Source organism: Paenibacillus borealis (genome assembly GCF_000758665.1).
Taxonomy (GTDB): Bacteria; Bacillota; Bacilli; order Paenibacillales; family Paenibacillaceae; genus Paenibacillus_AQ; species Paenibacillus_AQ borealis.
Genome location: NZ_CP009285.1, coordinates 3484406 through 3507076, shown reverse-complemented (window position 1 = coordinate 3507076; position 22671 = coordinate 3484406). Strand labels below are relative to the sequence as shown.

The 22671-nt window shown below is 52.6% G+C and carries 19 protein-coding genes; 7 read left to right on the top strand and 12 right to left on the bottom strand.

Annotated features, from left to right (window positions below; all coding sequences use genetic code 11):
• From PBOR_RS14550 to PBOR_RS14530, 5 genes are all read right to left on the bottom strand, one after another.
• Positions 1 to 1317: an ABC transporter substrate-binding protein gene (locus PBOR_RS14550; protein ID WP_042212743.1), complete on the bottom strand. Its 1317-nt coding sequence runs from the start codon at positions 1315 to 1317 to the stop codon at positions 1 to 3.
• Positions 1318 to 1447: 130 nt separating this feature from the next.
• Entirely contained in the window at positions 1448 to 2287 is an 840-nt protein-coding gene (locus tag PBOR_RS14545) for a carbohydrate ABC transporter permease (RefSeq protein WP_042212741.1), read from the bottom strand.
• Between the two features lie 3 nt (positions 2288 to 2290).
• Positions 2291 to 3205: a carbohydrate ABC transporter permease gene (locus PBOR_RS14540; RefSeq protein WP_042212739.1), complete on the bottom strand. Its 915-nt coding sequence runs from the start codon at positions 3203 to 3205 to the stop codon at positions 2291 to 2293.
• 65 nt (positions 3206 to 3270) lie between these two features.
• Entirely contained in the window at positions 3271 to 4878 is a 1608-nt protein-coding gene (locus PBOR_RS14535; RefSeq protein WP_042212737.1) for a response regulator transcription factor, read from the bottom strand.
• A complete protein-coding gene (locus PBOR_RS14530) occupies positions 4853 to 6673 on the bottom strand; it encodes a sensor histidine kinase (protein ID WP_042219420.1) in 1821 nt (606 codons plus the stop codon). Before PBOR_RS14530 ends, PBOR_RS14535 begins: the two co-directional genes overlap by 26 nt.
• Positions 6674 to 6986: 313 nt before the next feature.
• Here PBOR_RS14530 and PBOR_RS14525 point away from each other — a divergent pair, with 313 nt between their 5' ends.
• Together PBOR_RS14525 and PBOR_RS14520 are read left to right on the top strand one after the other, a co-directional pair.
• Positions 6987 to 8042 carry a LacI family DNA-binding transcriptional regulator gene (locus tag PBOR_RS14525; RefSeq protein WP_042212735.1) on the top strand — a complete coding sequence of 352 codons (1056 nt, stop codon included), beginning with the start codon at positions 6987 to 6989 and terminating at the stop codon, positions 8040 to 8042.
• A 91-nt stretch (positions 8043 to 8133) separates the two neighbouring features.
• Complete coding sequence (locus PBOR_RS14520) at positions 8134 to 10569, top strand: glycoside hydrolase family 94 protein (protein ID WP_042212733.1); 2436 nt, start codon at positions 8134 to 8136, stop codon at positions 10567 to 10569.
• Between the two features lie 282 nt (positions 10570 to 10851).
• Here the strand turns inward: PBOR_RS14520 and PBOR_RS14515 are convergent, their stop codons facing one another.
• The gene (locus tag PBOR_RS14515; protein WP_042212730.1) at positions 10852 to 12834 is read right to left on the bottom strand and encodes a glycoside hydrolase family 127 protein; all 1983 of its coding nucleotides are present in this window, start codon (positions 12832 to 12834) and stop codon (positions 10852 to 10854) included.
• A 147-nt stretch (positions 12835 to 12981) separates the two neighbouring features.
• Between PBOR_RS14515 and PBOR_RS14510 the strand changes: the two genes are divergently transcribed.
• The gene (locus PBOR_RS14510) at positions 12982 to 13854 is read left to right on the top strand and encodes a helix-turn-helix transcriptional regulator (protein ID WP_042212729.1); all 873 of its coding nucleotides are present in this window, start codon (positions 12982 to 12984) and stop codon (positions 13852 to 13854) included.
• 28 nt (positions 13855 to 13882) lie between these two features.
• On the opposite strand, the gene PBOR_RS14505 is transcribed toward PBOR_RS14510, so the two are convergent.
• Positions 13883 to 14101, bottom strand: coding sequence for a hypothetical protein (locus tag PBOR_RS14505; RefSeq protein WP_042212726.1), 219 nt, complete (start codon positions 14099 to 14101; stop codon positions 13883 to 13885).
• Between the two features lie 117 nt (positions 14102 to 14218).
• Here PBOR_RS14505 and PBOR_RS14500 point away from each other — a divergent pair, with 117 nt between their 5' ends.
• The 4 genes from PBOR_RS14500 to PBOR_RS14485 all read left to right on the top strand — a co-directional run bounded on the left by PBOR_RS14500 (position 14219) and on the right by PBOR_RS14485 (position 16945).
• Positions 14219 to 14737, top strand: a complete 519-nt coding sequence (locus PBOR_RS14500; protein WP_042212724.1) for a DUF3231 family protein — start codon at positions 14219 to 14221, stop codon at positions 14735 to 14737.
• A 163-nt stretch (positions 14738 to 14900) separates the two neighbouring features.
• A complete protein-coding gene (locus tag PBOR_RS14495) occupies positions 14901 to 15482 on the top strand; it encodes a YitT family protein (protein ID WP_042212722.1) in 582 nt (193 codons plus the stop codon).
• 240 nt (positions 15483 to 15722) lie between these two features.
• Positions 15723 to 16490 carry a threonine/serine exporter family protein gene (locus PBOR_RS14490; RefSeq protein ID WP_042212720.1) on the top strand — a complete coding sequence of 256 codons (768 nt, stop codon included), beginning with the start codon at positions 15723 to 15725 and terminating at the stop codon, positions 16488 to 16490.
• A gap of 26 nt (positions 16491 to 16516) precedes the next feature.
• Positions 16517 to 16945: a threonine/serine exporter family protein gene (locus PBOR_RS14485; RefSeq protein ID WP_042212719.1), complete on the top strand. Its 429-nt coding sequence runs from the start codon at positions 16517 to 16519 to the stop codon at positions 16943 to 16945.
• 519 nt (positions 16946 to 17464) lie between these two features.
• On the opposite strand, the gene PBOR_RS14480 is transcribed toward PBOR_RS14485, so the two are convergent.
• The 5 genes from PBOR_RS14480 to PBOR_RS14460 all read right to left on the bottom strand — a co-directional run bounded on the left by PBOR_RS14480 (position 17465) and on the right by PBOR_RS14460 (position 22661).
• A complete protein-coding gene (locus tag PBOR_RS14480) occupies positions 17465 to 17977 on the bottom strand; it encodes a GNAT family N-acetyltransferase (RefSeq protein ID WP_042212718.1) in 513 nt (170 codons plus the stop codon).
• Positions 17978 to 17983: 6 nt separating this feature from the next.
• Positions 17984 to 20008 (bottom strand): Na+/H+ antiporter, encoded by a 2025-nt coding sequence (locus tag PBOR_RS14475; protein ID WP_042212716.1) that lies wholly within the window; start codon positions 20006 to 20008, stop codon positions 17984 to 17986.
• Positions 20009 to 20178: 170 nt separating this feature from the next.
• Positions 20179 to 20814: an NAD(P)-dependent oxidoreductase gene (locus tag PBOR_RS14470; protein WP_042212715.1), complete on the bottom strand. Its 636-nt coding sequence runs from the start codon at positions 20812 to 20814 to the stop codon at positions 20179 to 20181.
• Positions 20815 to 20843: 29 nt separating this feature from the next.
• On the bottom strand, positions 20844 to 21704 hold the full coding sequence (locus PBOR_RS14465; RefSeq protein ID WP_157764037.1) for a beta-1,6-N-acetylglucosaminyltransferase: 861 nt from the start codon (positions 21702 to 21704) through the stop codon (positions 20844 to 20846).
• 90 nt (positions 21705 to 21794) lie between these two features.
• Positions 21795 to 22661 carry a VOC family protein gene (locus tag PBOR_RS14460; protein WP_042212711.1) on the bottom strand — a complete coding sequence of 289 codons (867 nt, stop codon included), beginning with the start codon at positions 22659 to 22661 and terminating at the stop codon, positions 21795 to 21797.
• Between the last annotated feature and the right edge of the window lie 10 nt (positions 22662 to 22671).

Sequence of the window (22671 nt, the reverse complement as noted above, 5' to 3'; positions counted from 1 at the left end):
TTATTTGCTGCCAAAAATCTGCGTAGCGCCTTTATAGAAATCCTCTACTCCCTGCTTCACGTTCTTCTGCTCGAAACCGATCTCCTGCACCGCAGTTTCAGCCAGCTTGGTGAATTCGGTGAAGCTTGGCGGATTGTAGCTGATGGCAAAAGGCTCTTTCTTCGTCGCCTCAGATACCCGGCTCGTGAAGTCGTATACAGTCTGCTCCAGCGGAGTGGCATCCTTCATCAGGAGGTCACGCATCTTGGAGGTTACAGGCACTCCGCGGTCGCTGCCCAGAATCTGCGCGGCATCGGGGTCATTGATCCAGTAGTTCATCAGTGTGGCCACTTCCTTCGGATGCTCCGTCTTCGCATATCCGGACAAGCCCTGGCTGGATTCGAATACGACACCTGTTCCTTTAGGACCCCGCGGGACCTGAACCATCGTCAGTGTATCCTGGATCAGATTCTGATGGGCGGCGAACTGGTTGGACGGAATGAGGCTCATCGCCACTTTACCGGTGACCACCAGTGATTTACTCGTGTCTCCCGGAGGATTGGACACCTGCAGGGAAGGTGTGACCATTCCGCCGTTCTTAGACATGTCGTTCCAGTAGTTGAACCAATCCTCGGCGTCCTGCTGTTCGAAGCCAAGAGCGTCTTTCTCCATATCATAGACCTGCTTGCCGCGCTGCTTCATATAGATGTCCATTCCCTCAACTGTAAAGTTGTAGGTTCCGTAATAGCCTTTGCCCAGCTTCTCAGAGATCTCCTTACTGATCCGGGCGTAATCTTCCCAGCTCCAGCCGTCCGCCGGAATGTCCATTCCCGCTTTTTTGAACAGCTCGGTGTTGATGACCATCCCTCTGGCATTTGCTCCGGCAGAGATATGAACCAGCTTGCCTCCCAGCGTTCCGTATTCCACCATCGTCTGATCCATATCCGTCAGATCAAGCTCTTTGCCGACATAAGGCTGAAGATCCAGCAGTACCCCTTTATCCGCGTAATCCGTTACGTTGCCTCCAAGGAAAAATACATCCGGTGCTGTCCCCGAAGCCAATTGGGTGTTCAGCTTGTCAAAATACCCGGAGTTTGGAGCGAACTCCCCGACCACTTTGATATTGGGATATTTCTCCTCGAATTTGCGCAGTGCCTCGTTCGTCTTGTCTGCCCGCTTCTGATCACCCCACCACATAATCCGCAGCTCGACCTGATCCACAGACGGCTCTGCAGTATCTGTGCTGCCGGTTGCAGGTTTGCCGTTATTGCCGCCCGAACAGGCGGTCGTTGCGGCCAGCAGCAGTGCGGCCAGTGTAAGACTCAACGTTTTTTTCATCGAAATGTCCCCCCAAGAATAGTTGTAATCGCTTGCATTCCCATCCTAATCATTTCTTGACCGGAGTTGAATTTCATTTCTTCGGGTATCCGCTAGTGGTTTTTTCGGGTCTGTATTCAGTAGAGCCCCATCATTTCAACCCGGTCGTAGCGATGCCCTCCAGGAAATGCTTTTGAAAGAGAAGAAAGATCGTCATGATCGGCACAAGCGAGAGCACGGACATCGCCAGGAGCGCGCCCCAGTCGGATGATCCGGAGGGATCATAGAGTGAGCGTATGCCCAGTTGAACGGTGAACAGATTGATGCGGCTCAAATAGATCATCTGGCTGAAGAAGTCATCCCAGGTCCAGATAAAAGTAAAGATTGCCGTTGTTATCAGCGCAGGAACCAGCAGCGGGATGATGATCCGGAAGTACAGCTGACCCTGTCCGCAGCCGTCAATCGTTGCACTTTCATCCAGCTCCTTCGGAATGCCGCGGATAAACTGGATCATCAGCAGTACGAAGAACGAGTCATGCGCCAGCCATTTCGGTACGATCAGCGGTAAGTAGGTGTTCACCCAGTCCAGCTTGCTGAAAATAATATATTGCGGAATCAGCAGCACATGGTAAGGAAGCATAATTGTCACCAGCATACAGGCAAACAGCACACTCTTGAGACGGAACTCCAGCCGGGCGAACGCGTATGCCGCCAAAGAGCAGGTGAGAATATTGCCGATCACCGACAGCACGGAGATCGTTGCCGAATTGAGGAAAAAGCGGCTGAACGAGATACCCTGAAGCCCCTTCCAGCCATTCACATAATTCTCCAGCGTAAATCTTGCCGGCCACAGACCGGGATCAGAGAAGATCAGCTCATTCGGCTTAAAGGAACTGGACAGCAGCCACAGCACCGGATAGAGCATCAGCAGCCCAAACAGAATAATGAGACCATGCTTGCCGAGCTTAAAAACCGTCTTTTGTTCAGCCATGATTTATCGCCCGTCCTTTCCGTCGCCGTAGAACACCCAGAACCTGGAGGTCACGAACACAATTGAGGTAAACAGGCCGATGATGATCAGCATGATCCACGCCATAGCAGCGGCATAGCCCATATCGAAGAATGAGAAGCCTTTTAGATACAGATAGAGCGTATAGAACAGCGTTGAATTTACCGGACCGCCGCGTCCGTCCCCGATTACATACCCCGGAGTGAACACCTGGAAGGAATTGATAATCCCCATGACCAGGTTGAAAAAGATGACCGGTGACAGCATGGGCAGCGTTATCTTGCCGAACTGCCGCAGCTTACCGGCCCCGTCCACCTGTGCCGCTTCGTACAGGTCAGCAGGAATCTGCTTGATTCCGGCCAGGAATATGACCATCGCGGAACCAAATTGCCAGACAGACAAGGTAACGATGGTGGAGAGGATGTAGCTCGGATGGGCGATCCAGGCCGGACCTTCAATGCCGAACCAGCTTAAGAAGTGGTTGATCAGGCCTTCCCCGTCAAAAATCTGCCGCCATACGATGGCGATCGCCACACTTCCTCCCAGCAGGGAAGGAATGTAATATACCGTTCTGTAGATGCCCAGCGCCCGGATGCCTTTGTTCAACACGACGGCGACCAGAAGGGCAAACGCCATTTTGAGCGGAACCGAAAAAAGCACGTATTGGAAAGTCACCGTAAGAGATTTGTAGAAGTATTCGTCTGCCGTGAAGATGTGCCTGTAATTGTCAAAGCCCAACCATACCGGGGCATTGAGCAGGTTGTACTTGGTCAGGGACAGATAAAAGGATCCCAGCATGGGGCCAAGTGTCAATCCGAAAAAGCCGATCAGCCAGGGAAGCAGGAACAGATAAGCGGTGCCGCTCCTTCTCCATAAAGCCGATTTATGTGCTGTCTTCATATGCGCCTTCTCCTTCTTAAATGGATATAGGCTCATTATAGAAATAAGCGCAGCCCGCTTGAATGCTATTTCTTCGGCTGCTCACTATTGAATTTTTCAGGTGGGTTCAGGCGGAAGTCCGAAGGGGCGATCCCGTACATCTTTTTGAATTTGGAGCTGAAATAGCTGGCATTCGAGAATCCGGTAAGCTCGGCAATGTCCCATAGACCAAGGGTTGTGCTTACCAGCAGATGCGTGGCCTGGGCCATCCGGATGTCGGTAAGATAGGCCATGAAGCTGCGGCCTACCTTGGCTTTGAACAGCTCCGAGAAATAGGAGGAATTGTAATTGAACCGTTTGGCCAGCTGGGTCAAATTCAGATCATACATGTAATTGCCATCGATATACTGCGTCGCAGTGCGGATCACCGAATCATCGGGGTCCCCTGCTTCCTGCAGTTGACGGTGTGCGCGTCCGGCCAGCTTCAGCAGGAACTGCTCCGCCTTGTCTACTGAGTCAAGCTTATGGACCATCTCCGGATGGAGCCATAGCTGCTGGGCATGACCGTTCCCATGAGCAGGCGCCCCATCCGCTCCGTCCACAAGCAGATAGAGCTGAAAGATCAGCTTCACGAAACGGGAACGTGACTGGGAGAATGCCTGCTGAAGCTCCTGCCGGACCGTCTGCCCGAAGCAGCCCCACTCCCCCTGAATGAGCAGGCGGCGCAGAGTCCGTGTCAGCTCATCTGTAAGCACTGCTCCCGGCTCAGACTTTCCTTCAGCCGGCGGATAAGCGGCATTCTCCGAGAGATTCCAGGCCAGAAGCGACTCCATATAGCCTTCCTTCCACTGGCGGAATCCGAGCTTGACACCGCAATACCCGATGACCGGAGCAAAGCCCAGATGTGCAGAGATACAAGCAGCCAAATCTGCACAGAACTGCGGCATATCCGTTAGCCCGTCCTGCAGAATATAGTGAACCAGTCCGGGGTAGTTCGGATCGCGGAACACCAGGCAGCCGCTGCCGTACCTGCCCGCGAATTCCCTGCCCAGCAGTTCAAACGGCAGGCGCAGCTTGCCGGGAGTCCGCTCCGGCAGCTGCGGAACATCCCCCGTCCGTTCCCTGAGTCCGGCCGTTGCAACATGAATTCCCGTCAGATCCCATTCGCCCAGCTCAAAGAGTGCGGCCCGCTCTTTCAGCGCATCCACCTGCTCTACTTCCTCTTTGACAAGCTGCACAAGGAAATGCTCCTTCATCTCCTTGTAATACTGGGATAGCCGCCACTGGATTACGGCCTGCTGATCACGGTTATTGCGCTCCCGGTCAAGCTCTTCCTTAACCTTCTGCAATACGGCCATCAGTTCATCGGCAGCTACCGGCTTCAGCAGATAATCACGCGCCTGATTACGGACAGCCGCTCTGGCGTAATGAAAATCCTCGTAGCCGGTAATTACGATCAGCTTCAGCTCCGGATAGAGCCTGCGGCAATCCTCAAGAAAAGACACACCGTTCATCACAGGCATATTCATATCTGTAATTACAATGTCTACCGCTTCACAGGCCAGACGCTCCATCGCTTCCATTCCATTACCCGCCTCACCGAGCACTGACAGATTCAGGTCTGCCCAGTCTGCCTTCAGCCGTAAGCCTTGGCGGATTTCCGGCTCATCATCCACGATCAATACGCGATACATCTTCATTCCTCCTCTGAATGGGCAGACTCAGCTCGATGCTGGTGCCCTGCTCTTCACTTGAATCTATCCTGAAGCTGAATAAATCGCCATAATACAGCCGGCATCTGGCCAGCACATTGCGCAGTCCAATCTGATGGGTCTTGCTCTGCAGAAGCTGCTCCAGCTGCTGGCGCATGGCCTGATCATTCAGCTCGCGGAGCAGCTCCGGATCCATTCCGATGCCGTTATCGGCAACAGCAAGATACAGCCGCTCCTTATCTTGTCTTACCGTGATCCGTACCCTGGCATTCGCCTGGTGAATGAAGCTGTATTTCACCGCATTCTCGATCAGCGGCTGGAGCAGGAACTTGACGATTTCCAGATCGTCAAGCTCCCCCGCCTCTTCGATCCGCAGATCGAGACCCGGGCCGAAGCGGATGTCCAGAATGGACATATAATAGCGGACATACTTCAACTCCTCGCGCAGTGGGATCAGATCCTCGCTAATGCGCAGCGAGAACCTGAGCATTTTGCCGAGTGACTCAATGACCGTAACCGTCTCCTTAGTCCGCTGCTGGATAGCCAGACTACTCATCAGCTCCAGGGTATTGAACAGGAAGTGGGGATTGATCTGCATCAGCAGCGCTTTATATTCTGCCTGCTGGCGCAGCAGCTTCTGTTCAAACTCGGTTCGTATCAGATACCTCAGCTGCTTGACCATACTCCGGAAGGTGTCGGTAGCGTAGTCAACCTCGTTTCGTATCCTGCGTTCCGGCGGGGTAAGGCGTTCGGCCTGGGCGAAATCCCCCTTCTGCACTTGACGCATGGCCGATACCAGACGGGACAGCGGCTTGGTAATGCCGTAAGAGATCCAGTAAGCGAGTACAAAGGCGGCAATTAACATCAGGGAAGCGAACACAATAATGCTGTTACGGAGCTTGTACAGCTTGGCGTACAGATCCTGCTCGGAGACAAAACCGACCAGCAGCCAGTTGGTGATATTCAGTTTTTTGTAGACCAGAATATGTGAGGCCCCCTTCTGATCCTTCAGATAGACAACACCTTGCGCGGCTTTGCCTGCACGGACCCGCCGGACCTCCGCCGCCGCTTCCGGATAAGCACTGTACTCCTGCTGGGACAGAATGGGATTGCCCTGCTGGTTAAGCAGAAAAATGGTACCGCTTTCACCGAGATGTATACGATTCAGCGGCTCCAGCAGGAAGTCCGCCTTGATGTTGACCTTCATCACATTTTTGGCCAGCGACGGCTCAAAAATCCCGATCGGCAGCAGCAGGCTCACCACCTCATACGGCTTGGCCCCCTTAATTTCCACCTGATCGGTATGGGCCGGAACCCAGTGATTGCTGTGTTCAATGAAATTGCGGTACCACGCTTCCTGCTTGAACGAAGCATCTGTAACCACCTGGTTATCGGCACCAATCCGCATCCCTTCCTCACGGTAGATAGTAACCGAGGAGACAATCGAATAATTATTCGTGGTCTGGGTCAGGAACTTGCTCATAGTAATATTGGCGAGCATCTTCTGCCCTTCGCTTGAAGCCGGATTGGACAGCTGGGCATCCCACCTCTGGGTGATATCGCTGTTGTAGACCAGAGAGGACAAGTCATAGCTCTGCTGCAGGGCCATGTTAATAAATGAGCCGTACTCGTCCATTTTCTCCAGTGCAGAGGATTCGATATAGGAGCGGATGATGGAGCGTGACTGGTTGAACAGCAGCAGCGACATCGTACCGAAGGATAGTACGAGCAGCACAACGAAGAACGCGATCAGGCGGTTTTTTAACGAGTAAAAGATAGTAATCCCTCCTTCTCCCTGCGTAACTGCGAATCTATTTCCTGTATAATCATCTGTTTCGTCCTCTCCAGTACCTCTTTTTTCCTGATGCATTTATTTGTAACGCAGATCGGAGAATCCGGCAAGTGGAAACGGTTATTTCGTCCTCAAAGGACGGGATTACTTTCAGCGAGCAATTGAAGGATAAAGTTTGGCGTAAAACTAATCTTTCTTATATTTCAAGGCAAAATTATTTGGGCGGACGATTGATTTTCACGCGGATTTATTTTACAATGAGTTCATAAACGCGCGTTTACAATAGAGGGGGTACACCATGCGAAGCGAAGATATTGCCAAGCTAGCCGGGGTTTCGCGAAGCACAGTATCCCGTGTGATCAACAACTATTCCAATGTCCCTGAAGAGACCCGGGCCAAGGTGCTGAAGATCATTGAACAGCATCAGTACGAGCCTAACAGCTTCGCCCGGGCTCTGGCCGGCAAGAAGACCGATACGATCGGGCTTTTTGCAATCAGCATGAACGAGAAAGAGAATACGACACGGATCTATCAGAATAACTACTTCGCCCCGTTCGTTGATGCCGTTGTCGACACCGCGAATGCCCGCGGCTGTTATGTTCTGATTCATACCGTCTATTCTCCCGACGACTTCCTGAAGGTGAAGCAGGCTTTCCTGCAGAAACGGATTGACGGCGGCATTATAGTCGGCACCCAGAAGGATATCGAGATTGTACGGGAAATGGTCGGTCTTGACTCGCCGCTTGTGCTGATTGATTATGACATTTCGGAGATTATGTCGGAGCATCTGGACCGCAATCATCTGGCTATAGTGAATTCCAAGGACTATGAGGGTACGGTTGAAGCGATCGAGTACCTCATCGGTCTCGGCCATGAAGAAATTGGCATGATCTGCGGACGGATGAACACGTACTCCGGGCGGGAACGCTATATGGCATACGAGGATACGCTGAAGCGCCATAACCTCGCGCTGAATGAGAATTTCATCCTTCAGGGTGATTTCCTCAAGGAAACCGCCTATGAAGAGGTCAAGAAGCTGCTGAATTCCGGCGGCCCGCTGCCGACTGCATTCTTCTCATCCAATGATGACATGGCTATTTCGGCTATGGAAGCGTTCTCCGAGCATGGCATCTCCGTGCCGGAAGATATGTCTATTGCCGGGTTTGATGATGTGCAGCTTGCCGCACGGATTCATCCCAAGCTGACCTCCGTCCGTCTGCCGATTTACGAAATGTCCAAGGCCGCTGTAGAGAAGGTCATCGAGCTGTGCGATTCACAGCAGCCTACCTTCAGTACTATCAGTTTTCCGGCACGTCTGGTGGCAAGAGATTCCTGCCAGCCGCCGAAGCAGTAATGTTTAGGATACAGAAAAATCCCTTACCCCGAGGGGATTTTTTCTCAGCTTTGTAAACGCGCGTTCACAATTGAAAGGAGACTTGTCTCTAATGAAATTCGGAACTTTTGACGACACCCGTAAAGAGTATGTAATCAACACCCCAAAAACACCTTACCCATGGATCAACTACCTCGGCAACGAGCAATTTTTCGGCCTCATCTCTAATACTGCCGGTGGTTACACCTTCTACCGCGATGCGCGCATGAGAAGACTTACCCGTTACCGGTATAACAATATTCCGCTGGATACAGGCGGCCGCTACTACTATCTGTATGATGACGGTGATTTCTGGACTCCGGGCTGGATGCCGGTTAAACGCGATCTGGACTTCTACGAATGCCGCCACGGTCTTGGCTACACTTCCATCACTGGCGAGCGTAACGGTATTTCCGTGAACCAGCTTGCTTTTGTACCAATGGGCCACAATGCTGAAGTACACCGCCTTGTCGTTAAGAATACCGGCGACGCGAAGAAGACCGTTAAGCTCTTCTCTTTTGCCGAATTCTGTCTGTGGAATGCCAACGATGATATGACGAACTTCCAGCGTAACCTCAGCACCGGTGAAGTTGAAGTGAAGGATTCCGTCATCTATCACAAAACCGAATACCGTGAACGCAGAAACCACTACGCTTTCTATTCAGTAAACAAAGAAATCGCCGGCTTCGATACTGACCGCGAATCCTTCGTGGGTATGTACAATGGTCTGGACGCTCCGCAGGCAGTTGCTGCCGGTGAAGCTACCAACTCCGTTGCCAGCGGCTGGTCGCCAATCGGCTCCCACGCACTGGAAATCACACTGGAGCCAGGTGAAGAGCAAAGCTTCATCTTCGTACTCGGCTATATCGAGAACCCTGAAGATGAGAAATGGGAATCCCTGAACGTTATCAACAAAAAGCCTGCACAGGCTGTAATCGATCAGTTCGCTACAGATGCCCAGGTAGATGCTGCCCTGGCTACTCTGGCTGCACACTGGGATAACCTGCTGTCCAAATATCAGATCCAGAGCGGTGACGACAAGCTGAACCGGATGGTTAACATCTGGAACCCGTACCAGTGTATGGTTACCTTCAATATGTCCCGTTCGGCTTCCTACTTCGAATCCGGAATCGGCCGCGGCATGGGCTTCCGCGACTCCAATCAGGACTTGCTCGGCTTCGTACACCAAATTCCAGAACGCGCCAGAGAGCGTATTCTCGATATCGCGGCTACCCAGTTCCCTGACGGCAGCGCATATCACCAGTACCAGCCGCTTACCAAGAAGGGCAACAACGAAGTCGGCTCCGGCTTCAACGATGATCCGCTTTGGCTGATCTCCGGTACTGCTGCCTATATTAAGGAAACAGGCGACTACTCGATCCTTGATGAGCAGGTTCCTTTTGACAGCAATCCGGATCACACCGCTACCCTGTTCGAGCACTTGAAGCTGAGCTTCGAGCATGTAACGAACAACCTCGGACCTCATGGCCTGCCGCTGATCGGACGCGCGGACTGGAATGACTGTCTGAACCTGAACTGCTTCTCCACCGAGCCGGGCGAATCATTCCAGACTACTGAGAATATCGCAGGCGGCGTAGCGGAATCCGTGTTCATCGCAGGTCTGTTCGTCTTCGTCGGACCGGACTATGCTGAAATCTGCCGCATGCGCGGACTGGATGATGTCGCTGCTGATGCAGTTGCGAAGATCGAGAACATGAGTGCCATTACCTTGTCCCACGGCTTCGACGGCGACTGGTTCCTGCGCGCTTATGACCACTACGGCGACAAGATCGGCAGCAAGGAGAACGAAGAAGGCCAGATCTTCATCGAGCCGCAGGGGATGTGCGTAATGGCGGGTATCGGTGTGGAGAACGGCGAAGCAGCCCGTGCCCTGACTTCCGTTCAGGAACGTCTGGATACGGACTATGGTATCGTATTGCAGCAGCCTCCGTACTCCAAGTACTACGTGAACCTGGGTGAAATTTCTACGTACCCTCCGGGCTACAAAGAAAATGCCGGTATTTTCTGCCACAACAACCCATGGATCATGATCGCAGAAACGGTTCTTGGACACGGCGACAGAGCCTTCGATATCTACAAAAAAATCGCTCCGGCTTACCTGGAAGACATCAGCGAAGTGCACCGTATGGAACCTTACGTGTACTCGCAGATGATTGCCGGTAAAGATGCTGTACGTCACGGCGAAGCGAAAAACTCCTGGCTGACAGGTACAGCGGCATGGAACTATGTAGCAATTACACAGTCCATCCTCGGTATCCAGGCTGACTTTGCCGGTCTTAAGGTTGATCCTTGTATCCCTACGGAGTGGGACAGCTTCGAAATCACCCGCGTCTTCCGTGGAGACACTTATGTCATCTCAATCCAGAACCCGAACCATGTCTCCAAAGGCGTGGCCAGCCTGACTTTCGACGGCGCTGCTGTTGAAGGCAACATCATCGCTCCTGTAGGCGACGGTGCAGTTCACCAGGTTGTAGTTGTATTGGGTTAGTTAGCATCACTGAAAATAGCCCCCGGTTGTTCCGCCTAAGCGGTGCAGCCGGGGGCTTTCTTATTGTTTAGAGGCCATGTCAAACAGCAATTGGAAAAAGAGCACTTAATATCAGGAACACAGCTCAAAATGCGGGAAATGCCTGGAATTAAATGACGTTTATCCAACTAAATGCCGCAGAGAAACTAAAATAGCGAAATTAATATACATTTGTCCACTTACTGCCCTTGGGGGAGGTTGGCTTCAGCATTATATACGGCAGCTACCGGTCATACGAGTTAACTACGGAATCCAGACCTTCATCTCGCCGCTGCCGCGGTTGCCCCACAGATAATAAGGGACTGCGGTTACCTTCACCGCTTCCAGCGGTGCCTTCTCTCTGCTGTACAGCCCTCCGGTCCAGGCCGCCTGTGCTACGCGGAAGCCGTCGCCTTCTACCACTACAGCACCGCCAAGCAGCAATTCATCATACGTCTCGGTGAATGCCGCTGCTTCACTCAAAGAAACCGAGCTTAGCGGCTCACTGTTATCAGCCGCTTCCAGGCAGTAGACCAGCGGCCCGCGCTGGATGGCAGTCTTCCCGGCATCGGCACGCAGATTCGGGTGGGCGTAAACACGGTGTGCTTCCATCGGCAGAGTGAGCTCAATCACGTCTCCGGCCTTCCATTCCCTGCGGATCACCGCATACCCCTGCTGCAGGCTTGCAGCAGCATCGGCTACTGCCTCTCCATTCACTCTGATCTCCACGTTCCCGCTCCACGACGGAATACGTAACGCAATACCGAACTCCCCGGCTTGGGCAGGATCAACCTTAAGCGAGACAGCTCCATCCCAAGGGAAACGGCTCTGCTGGCTGATTGCAACCGCTGTACCTCCCAGCGTAGTCTTCAGCTCACTGCCGATATACAGATTAGTGTAAAGCGTATCGCCGTGCTCAGTGTAGATATACTGATTCAGCGAGGTCAGCAGACGCGCTACATTCGGCGGACAGCAGGCGCAGCCGAACCATCCCTGGCGCTCCGCTTTCACATGATGTTTGCCGGGGTTGCAGCTGCAGGCCTGCGGCCATACTTCAAGCGGATTCACATAGAAATAGTGTTTGCCGTCCTGTGCCATTGAACCGAGCACATTATTATAGAGCGCCCGCTCCATCACGTCAGCATACCGGGCGTCCGGGGTCAATTCCAGCATCCGTTTGGCAAAAAAGATCAGCCCGATCGAAGCGCAGGTCTCCGCATAGACAGTATCATTAGGCAGATCATAATCAAAGGTGAACGCCTCACCATGATGTGTTGACCCGATTCCGCCGGTGATATACATCTGTTTCTCCGTCATATTGTCCCACAGGCGCTCGCAGGCCACGCGCAGCGCTTCATCTCCGGTCAGCCGGGCCAGATCGGCCATGGCTGTATACATATAGACTGCCCGGACGGAATGGCCCAAGGCCACGCTCTGCTCACGGACCGGGATATGGGCCTGATTATAACTGACATCCACACTGCTTGTAGCCGTACCTGTCCAGTGCGTAACCCGTCCTCTTTGTTCCCACTCCTGATGCAGGAAGTTCGGTTCCTGTCCGCGCTGGTCGATGAAAAAGCTGCTGAGCTTCAGATATTTCTCTTCACCGGTCAGCCGGTACAGCTTCACAAGGGCCAGCTCAATTTCCTGGTGACCATCGTAGCCCTTCAGCTTCCCTTCCTCCGGTCCGAAGACGGTTTCAATGTGGTCAACGAACCGCCGCACAATGCCCAGCAGCTTGTCTTTGCCGGTCGCTTCATAATAGGCCACTGCCGCTTCAATGAAATGTCCCGCACAATACAGCTCATGGCAGTCCAGCAGGTTCGTCCAGCGTTTGCCCGGCTCCTTGAGTGTGAAATAAGTATTCAGGTATCCGTCTTCGTGCTGTGCTTCGCCGACCAGATCAATCATCTCATCTGCCTGACGCTCCAGTTCAGGATCGCGCTTGATGCTGAGCGAATACCCCACTGCTTCCAGCCATTTAGCTACATCACTGTCCTGAAAGACCCAGCCGTTGAACTCGCCTTCTCTCCTGCCGGCAGCGATTTCAAAATTGGCTATGGCATGGCTGGGTTCTGCCCCTGCCACCCGGTCATGCAGCGCCTCATACTGGTACGGAATAACGGTATCCTGCACCAGCCGGATATAACGCCCCCAGAATTCATCCTGAATGGCCACCTGCCGGACTGTGTTAGCGGCTTGCTGAATATCTGCAAATTTACTCAATGTAACTTCTCCCCTTTTCATTTCATCCTCGCTATTTGCAATTATAGACGGTAAAATGAATAAAAAACAGAATCATAAGCAACCCTGTTTTTGTACTATTTCACACTGGAATTCCCAGCTGTACAGAGAAGTTCATCTAATTGAAAAGAGCTTGCGAAAGGAGACGACATGCCACCTGTTCCTTCCTATATCCATCTGGCGGCGCCGCCTTTCCCTTATTTCCTGGAATGCGGCCACACCATATATTCGCCCGGCGACCAGCATCCAAACCGCAGCCGTATGGGGAAATTCGATCTAATTATTGTAGAACAAGGCTGCCTGTTCATTGGTGAAGAGAATAAGGAGTGGGCAGTGACTTCCGGACATACACTCCTGCTGCTGCCTGACCGCTACCATTATTCAGTTAAGCCCTGCGAGGAGCTGACATCCTTCACCTGGGTGCATTTTCACACGGTGGGCGAGTGGATAGAAGCGGAGGGGGAACCTGTATACACAGAACGTGAGAAGCATTTCCGGCAGTTCCTCACCCACCCATATACGATCCGCGTCCCCCAGTTCGGACCGCTTCCTGATCCCTTCGCCCGGAGCGGACAGGCTGAACAGTTATTGCAGCTCAGCCAGGGACGGCGCTCCAGCTCCGTATGGCAGCAGCAGCGCATCTTTGAGGAGATGCTGCGGATGATGGATCTGGCCCAGCAGGATACTGCGGGCAGCCAGGCTGCGGAGATCGCCGAGCAGACGGAAGCCTACCTGCGTAATCACTTCACGGAGGACCTCACGAATGCCTCATTGGCGGATGCACTGCATTTTCATTACAATTATCTGGCCCGCTGTATGAAGCGTGTCTATGGGCTAACCCCCATGGAATATCTGACGGATTACCGCCTGGAGCAGGCCAAGCTGCTGCTGCTTAAGACGGAGATTCCTATCTCAGGAATCGCAGAACGCACCGGCTTCGAGAGCACCGCATACTTCTCCAGGCGCTTCAGCCGCAAGGTCGGCATCTCTCCGCTGCGCTTCCGCAAACGGTACTCCCGCTGACGCGCTTCTATCGCAGGAATCAGGGAAATCAGATAGGCTCCGACGTAAGAATCCGGAATTCATGCAAATCCCGGCAATAGGACAATCCCCGGATCCGGACAGATTTCGCTGTGTATGCTCTGATCTGTCCCCCCGGTTCCAGCAGTTCCTCTGTGCCGTCCTTCAGCACAACCAACACCTGAACCTCCGAAAGTGCCGCAGCCAGCAGCTCCATGTCGGTTTCCAGCACCTTATAGATATAATCCACCGTGCTACACCTGCTTTACTGTAACTTTATTTAGTGCACTTAAATCTTGAATAACAGCGATTGCACTGGACAACCTAAATTACGTTCATAACCTATTTGTAGAGGAGTTCTGTAATTATGGGAGTTCTAAACGGCAACCCCAAAGATGAACCGCTTCATTATGGTGAAATCTTCAATCTGTGGCAGGTCTCGGCCACTGCCAAAATGTCCTTGTCTACCTACCAGGCTTTTCACTTTCATGCCGGGGACCAGGATCTGAAGAAGATTATCGATGATCTAATGGATCAAGCACAGAAGGAAATCAAGGACTGCGACAAAATCCTCAAGCTAAACGGCTTCGTTCCTCCGCCATCACTCCCGGACCGCCCTTCCGTCAAGTTGGAGGACATTCCGGCAGGAGCAAGGTTCTCCGATCAGGAGATTGCTGCGGCACTCACCGGAGCTGTCTCGCTCAGTCTTGTAGTCTGCAGCCAGGTCATGGGCATGTCGATCCGCGAGGATATCGGCACGATGTTCATGAAGATCCACGCGCAAATGGCCGCCTTCGGCATGGAACTGCTCAAAATGAACAAGCAAAAGGGCTGGCTGATCCCGCCTCCGTTGCAGCTTAAGAAGCCGGAGCCCGTTCATGCCTGAGGATCCGCTTCCGGTTTATACACGCTCTCCGTGGTGCAGCTCTTCATTGAACAGCATCACGGATTATTAATCCTGCTTTGGCAGGATTTTTTGTTTTATAGCTATTTTTTTCCAGACAGGTGCATATTTATTAAGACATGCCTTAAGTCTGGAGATGCTGAAGATGCGTTCATATTCTAAGTATGTTATTATTCTGCTCGCCAGCCTGCTGATTGCAGCGGGAACCAATTTTTTTCTGGTGCCTTATAAAATACTTGATGGTGGAATTATCGGCATTGCCCTCATCATTAATTACATTTCCGGCATCAAAATCGGACTAGCCATCGTTGTCTGCAGTCTACCGATCTTCCTGCTGGCCTGGTTCCGGGAGCGGGAGATCTTCTATAACAGCATTCTGGGGCTGCTGACCTCCTCATTCCTGATCGAACTTATCGGGCCGCTGCAATATCACTTTCTGTACTATATTGAGCTAGGCTCCATCTCCAGCGCTATTATCGGTGGCTTCCTGATGGGCAGCGGCCTCGGGCTGATGCTGCGGTTCAAAGCCAGTACAGGCGGGACGGATCTGCTGGCCAAGTTCATGAAACGTTACATTCCGCTCAATGTCGGAGTGATTATTTTCCTGACGGATTTCCTGATTATCGGGGCCGGCGGTGTGCTGATCTCCAAGGAGACTTTTTTTCATTCCATTCTTACCATTGTGTCCGGCGGCGTTGCCACTGGTCTATGTACGCTGGAAGACTAGAGCACTCAATGCCCGCGGCTAAATGAGGGTGTTAATCATTGAATACATATAGTGAGACCCAGTGCTCAACTACTATATTTCTCCATATTTATATCGAAGAAAAGAAATAAATAGTGTATATTCATTTTATCTTTTTGATAAAATTTTATTATTCGCCAGATTATATCGAATAAAGGTTGAAATTTTCACACATTGCGGCGACAATCGAATAGATAACATTCCCGGGGAGGATCGACGAAGTTGGATAGCACAAGCAACAATAGCAATACTACCGCGCATGATATTATAGACCTGTGCCTGCTGGCCGGTAAAATCATGCTGCAAAGCGGCGCCGAAACCTACCGCGTGGAGGATACCATGAGCCGGATGGCCGCATCGCTCGGCTTCCCTGGAGCGCATAGCTACGTTACGCCGACAGTCATTATGTTCACCACCAGCCGAACCGAACCGGTGAAGCTGTTCCGGATAGCCGAACGGACGACCGATCTGCAAAAAGTGTCCGAGGTCAATGACATCTCAAGACGGCTTAGCGAACGCCAGCTCACCGCGGCCGAAGCCCGTGAGCGTCTGGGTACGGTCGACGACGCGGCACATGCCTATCCAGTCTGGCTGCAGACTCTAGCTGCCGCCTTGACCGGTGCTTGCTTCACCGTGATGTTCAAGGGCAGCCTGTGGGATGCCCTGCCGTCGCTGCTGATCTCCGGAGTCGGCTTCGCCGCCGTTACCTATCTGCACCGCCTGGTACAGATCCGTTTCTTCGCGGAGTTCATCGCCTCATTTCTGATTGGCCTGCTGGCCTTCTTCTCCGTCAAGCTCGGCATCGGACAGGAGATGGACAAGATTATTATCGGCTGCGTCATGCCGCTCGTGCCGGGACTGCTCATCACTAATGCAGTCCGTGACCTCATGGCCGGCCATCTGGTCTCCGGCCTGTCTAAGGGAGCAGATGCATTTCTGACCGCCTTTGCCATTGGAACCGGCATTGGACTGGTGCTGTCACTTTTCTAATCACCACTTGAAAGAGGTAGTCCTTCATGATTTTGCAACTTATAACCAGTTTCATTGCTGCCTCCGCCTTCTGCGTTCTGTTTAATGCGCCGGTGCGCGCACTGCTTCAATGCGGTTTCGCAGGAATGATCGGCTGGATGCTGTACCTGCAGCTGGATGACAGATGGGATACCGTTGTTGCCACCTTCGGCGCCACCGTGGTTGTCGGGGTGATCAGCCAATTTTTTGCCCGTTCCTTCAAAATGCCGGTGATCATATTCAGCGTCGGCGGAATTATCCCGCTGGTTCCGGGCGGCCTCGCTTATGATGCCATGCGCAAGTTCGTGGAGAATGACAATAACCAGGGGATTCAGTTTGGGGTACAGGCACTTCTTCTCTCCGGGGCCATCGCCGCCGGACTGGTGCTGAGCGAGGTGCTTGGACAGATGTTCCGCAGGAAGAACACCTCCGAATAGCTTGTTCCCTTTCCCCGTACTCTGACGCTGTCCCGCGCGTCTAACGCACAATAAGCCCGCTAGCCTGCATGGACCTGGTCCCTGCATGGCAAGCGGGCTTATTGCGTTGTACGGATGCATCATCGGTGCCAGCTTCCCTGTTAGGTTCACCAAACCGTCCGTATTAAATGCAATATTAACAGTAACTATACTGTATTTATGCAGTTGGCAATCCATACATGGAGTACGTAGCGTGAAACTCTCCAAGTCGCCGCCCGGCCCAGCCAAGTGAGCGAATTACTGTTTGAATCGTATACATACACAGGCCTAATTGTTGTACGTATTACAACTTAGGTCTATAGATACCGGGTGATTCTTAAGAATTGTTGTATGAAATACAATAATTGCCCTGCGTAACTGCTCGGATAAGGGGGAAATGCTGCATTTCCTACAACAATTCTTGACTACTCCCGATATCATAAGGAGAATGTTGTATTTCGTGCAGGAATTTAGTTAGCGGCTTCTGGCAACGGCCAACGATTAGCCGATAATTTTCTGATAGCTGACAATGTCCAGCCACCGGCCGAACTTGCGGCCGATCTCCTTGAACAAGGCGCTCTGCTCATAGCCGTGCTTCGCGAACAGGCGGCGGCTGGGCTCATTGTCTGCACATACGGTAGCTACCAGCACATGGAACCCAAGCTCGTTAGCCCGCTCTTCAATGAACCGCAGCGATTGCCCGCCCAGCCCTTGTCCTCCGCTGCCGGGCTTCAGGTAAATGCTGACTTCACCGGAAGTATCGTAGGCCTCCTTGTTCTTATGTCTGGTAATCAGCACATAGCCCTGCAGTTCTCCGTCCTGCAGAAGGACATACGATTTAAATCGCGGGTCCCCATTCAGCACAGACTGACGCATTTGCGTCAAGGTCTGCGGCTCGGTATGAAAGGAGACGGTGGTGTTAAGTACATAATAGTTATAAATATCTAGCACACCGGCCAGATGTTCCTCAGTAATTTCTGCAAAGTGCAGCCCGCTAGCAAGCAGTTCCCCCATAATTCATTAATCCTCCCAAATAGATGTTTCCAGCTGATCCACGAACCGCCGCAGCTTACCCGCGACCTTGAGATTAATAGCCCCGTTCTGATACATCTCTTGCACGGTATTCCGCTGCTCCTGAATCGCCTGCAGCTTCAGCTCCAGCTTCTCATCATCAACGACGCCGTCTTTGCTCCAGCCTTCGCCCTGCACCAGCCGGGATTCCAGCCGTTCATACTTGTCTATGACCTTCTGCGAAGCCAGGCGGTTCTCGTCACTGATTCCGGCGCTGACGGCTGACACGGCTGCCTGACACATTGCAATCTTCGCCGTCCGGGCACTTTCGGCATTCTGCACTGCCCGGCGTCCTTCTTCCCCATTGAAGCGGCCGGAGAAGAGGCTGGAGAAGAGGCGCTGGATTTCAGTTACTGTAAATTTAATTTGCGTGTCCAGCCGTCTGCAGAGCAGCGATTCCGTATGATCCAGCAGCTCCTCCATCTTCACGGCGACAGGGGCGGGGACCGCCCCGTTCTCCAGCATCCGCCGCAGTTCTGTGCGCTCTGCCTCCAGGCCGCTCAGCCGGGCCTCTACGCCCAGCCGCCTGAACTGCTCCGTTGCCGGATCACTGTCCGGCTTGGCGGTACACAGCCGGTCGATCTTGTCTGTGAACTCCAGTAACACCGGCTGTTTCGTCTGCTCCGGGCTCTCCGTAACCAGGCTGCGCAGCATCGACATCCCGGCGTCAATCACTACATTTCTGGCTGCCAGCTCTGTATTTCCGTATCCAATCGTCTGGACCACGGTCTCCTCTTTGTCTGCCAGCAGCGGCAGGAAGATGCTGGCAATGACCAGTGACATCAGAATGACACCTGCAGCCAGCGCAATAATCAGATCCCGTTCAGGGAATGGCGTAATACCGTCCCCAAGCACGAGCGGAATGGAGAAGGCACCGGCAAGAGTTACCGCTCCGCGCACACCGGAGATTGATGTAATCACCTGTGACTTAAGCGGTGCCTTCTCTACCCGGCGGAACCGGCTCTCCCATAGTGAATAGGCATAGACCCAGAGGAACCGCAGTACAATGAGCAGCGCGGTAATCGCCATCACATACCCTGTGACCATAAAGTTGTTCAGCGTCTGATCACGGTAGATGACCTCCACAACATCCGGTACGGACACTCCGAGGATCAGGAATACGAGCCCGTTCAATACCAGCAGCAGCACCGACCAGGTGCTGGCTGATACAAGCTGCAGCTTATACTGCGGCGATACGGCCCGATCCTTCTCGATGGCGTACATTACACCACCAGCTACGACAGCGAGGATGCCGGATACACCGATCTCTTCACTGATCAGATAAATAATAAACGGCGTAAGAATCTGCAGCAGCACATGGATCGTAACATCCTCCATGCCGAATCTGCGGATGAACACGCTGAGGCGGATCAGCAGAAATGAGAGCACCGCACCCAGCAACAGTCCGCCTGCGGCTATCATCACAAAGCTGAGCGATGCCTTAGGAAGCGAGAAGACTCCGGTAACCATGGCCGCAATTGCAAATTTGAAGGCGACCAGGCCTGAGGCATCATTCATCAGCGATTCGCCTTCAAGGATACGGTGAATGCTCTTCGGCAGATGCACTCTTCCGGCCAGCGCACCGACCGCTACAGCATCCGTAGGTGACAGAATCGCCGCCAGCGCGAAGGAAGCCGCCAGCGGGATTGAAGGGATCATCCAGTTAATGGCATAACCCGCGACAAATACGGTTACAAATACAAGCCCCAGCGCCAGCAGCAGTATCGGGGCTCTCAGGTTCCACAGCTCATCACGCGGTGTCCGTCTCCCGTCATTGAACAGCAGAGGGGCAATGAACAATACAAAAAATAGTTCAGGCTCAAAAGACATATGTATTCCGGTCGGCACAAGTGCGGCAATGATCCCGAGTCCGATCTGAATCAGAGGAACCGGCACAAACGGAATGAAACGGTTCACGATATTCGATACCGCGATTAGCCCGAGCATCAGCAGCACTGCAAGAAAAGTCTCCAAGCCCCATCATCTCCCGATTATGTATTTAAAATAATTATATCCTAAATTTGCAGTGCCTGCATAAACGCCAATAAACGGAAGGCACACCGGAATCTCCGCTTGTGCCTCCCGCTATATTCTCTTTCCAGCATCCATCCGGCTGCCTCACTGCAGAAGCAGCAGCTTCAGGATCAGGATTCGGACACCACCGTGAACCGTTCGCCGATATGCTGTGGCTGTTCAAGCTCATCCACAATGGCAATCGCATAGTCGGCATAACTTACGTAGCTCTCGCCTTTGGAATTAACGAGCAGATGATCCTTGCCCTTCACATACGCGCCTGTTCTCTCCCCGACGGCAAAATTGGCTGACGGACTGACGAAGGTCCAGCGTAGTCCTTCTGTTCCTTGCAGAATTTCCAGATTCTTAGCCTGGTTCAGGGCTGTTGGCTTCACAAAATCCGGGAACCCCGGTGTATCCACAACCTTCACCGCCCGGGCTTCATCCACGTACAGGCTTCCCGCACCGCCGACGACAACCAACCGGGTATCCGGTACATTCTTAAGGGCGTCAATCAGTACATTACCTGCTTCCACATGCAGATGCTCCTGTCCAAACGGGGCTCCGAATGCATTTACGACGGCATCATAGCCCTGCAAATCTTCAGCGGTCAAGGATAGGATATCGTTTTCCAGCACAGCCGCCTTGCTGCCTACAACCTTCGCAGCGTTTCGTACTATAGCCGTAACCTCATGTCCTCTGTCCAGCGCTTCCTTCACAATCTCACTGCCTGCTTTGCCGCCTGCTCCGATTACTGCAATTTTCACTGTATAAGCCTCCTATGATAGTTAGTGCCTCAAGCCAGCCGCAGAATATCGCTGATGATCTCCTTGTCGACATCCAGATCGAACTTCCGGCCCCAGAAGCAGCCTGCACCTTGCGCGCGAATCCGTTCATAGTCCTCGGCCCGCAGTGTTCTGGGGAATTCCGGACCAGTGTTCCAATCCGTGTAGCGCTTGATTTCATTGATTACGTTGTCCTTATATTTACTGTTCAAAATAATGGAATGAAAGAAGATTTCATCGCCGCAGAACGAATTCCTGAACAACCGGACGTACCCGGGATGCTCCGCGATAAATTCGAGTATATACTCCATGCATTTCCCGGTAAGCGACATCCAGTTCGAGCCCTTGTACAGCTCCTCAGGCAGCTCCTTCAGGCTACGCTTAAGCCAGGGTACAGACATCACCAGGTTGATGTAACGGTTGCGGATCTCTGAGACAGCTTTGGCCCGGGAGACCAGGAACCTCGGATAATACACAGACACCCGGTACATGCACCCCCACATTTCCGCCTCATTCGGAAGCTGCAGATGTTTGACGAACTCCTGCCCTTCATGCTCCTTGAAGAAATCAGCAATCACCTTATTGGAGGCAAGCGGCAAATCCTGGCCGCTGATAATATGAACATAATTATAATTCCCGCTCGCCCGGATCAGTTCAAAACACTTCAGGATGCATTCAATCTGGCCGTAATGGCCCCACTGTACGTCTACCGGGTGCTCTACGAAATGAATATCTTCGCGATGGATAATTTGCTCTTCGATCCCGCTTTTCTTATCCACATGCAGGAAAAACTCCACATGCTCATCCGTTAAACGATCGATCAACAAATTAATCTGCTGAGGGCTCTTGTGACAGAGGACAACATAAGCCATTTTGAAATTGTGCAAAAGATTCATCCTTTCGCTCATTTATTTCCACATATTATAGGGGAATGAGCGAAGATGGACAAGTTTTCATTGTTTTCAGCCTTTGACGAGCAGCCGGATTCCAATATTCCACGGGTCTTTCACGGTAGTGATTCCGCCTTCTACTTCTACACGGTATCCCGCTTGCTTCACACGTTCCGCTACTTCGGAGACATCTGCGCTTGCCGGCAGCAGCAAAGTGAAGTAATCGATGCCTGCCGCATTGGCCGGAGCCGCCTTAGCGCCTTGCCCCGCCCAGATATTCAACCCCATATGGTGATGATACCCACCAGCTGAAATGAATAGAGCCGCATCCCCGTAACGGGTGGTTATTGCAAAACCAAGCGCGTCCACATAGAATTTCTTCGCCTCTGCCAGATCACCAACATGAAAATGCACATGCCCGATCACCGTGCCGGCAGGCAGTCCGGTCCAGGTCAAGCCTTCGGAAGCCGCCAGCAAGCCGTCCACATCAACCGGATCTGTTGTCATCACCACACCGCCTGCCGCATCGTATTTCCAGGTGTCGCGCGGCCGGTCACGGTACAACTCAATGCCGTTATTGTCAGGGTCCTGGAGATACAGCGCTTCGCTGACCAGATGATCGCCCTGGCCGATCTCGATGCCCGAATCAATCAGATTACGCAGCACCAGTCCGAGACTCGGACGGTCAGGCAGCAGAATTGCGAAGTGGTACAGCCCGGCAGCCGAGTTACGGCGCAGAATCTGAGCCTGTTCAATCTCCCGCAGCACCAGCAGCACATGCACGCCGTCCGCCGTCATTTCAACCTCACGCCCCTGCTGGCGCAGAATCTTCAGTCCTATTACATTCTGATAAAAGGTGAGCGAACGCTCCAAATTGCTTACTCTAATCTGTACAAGTCCAATTTCCAGTTCTTGCGGCAGTGCTGCTGTTGTTGTCATATAAATTCCT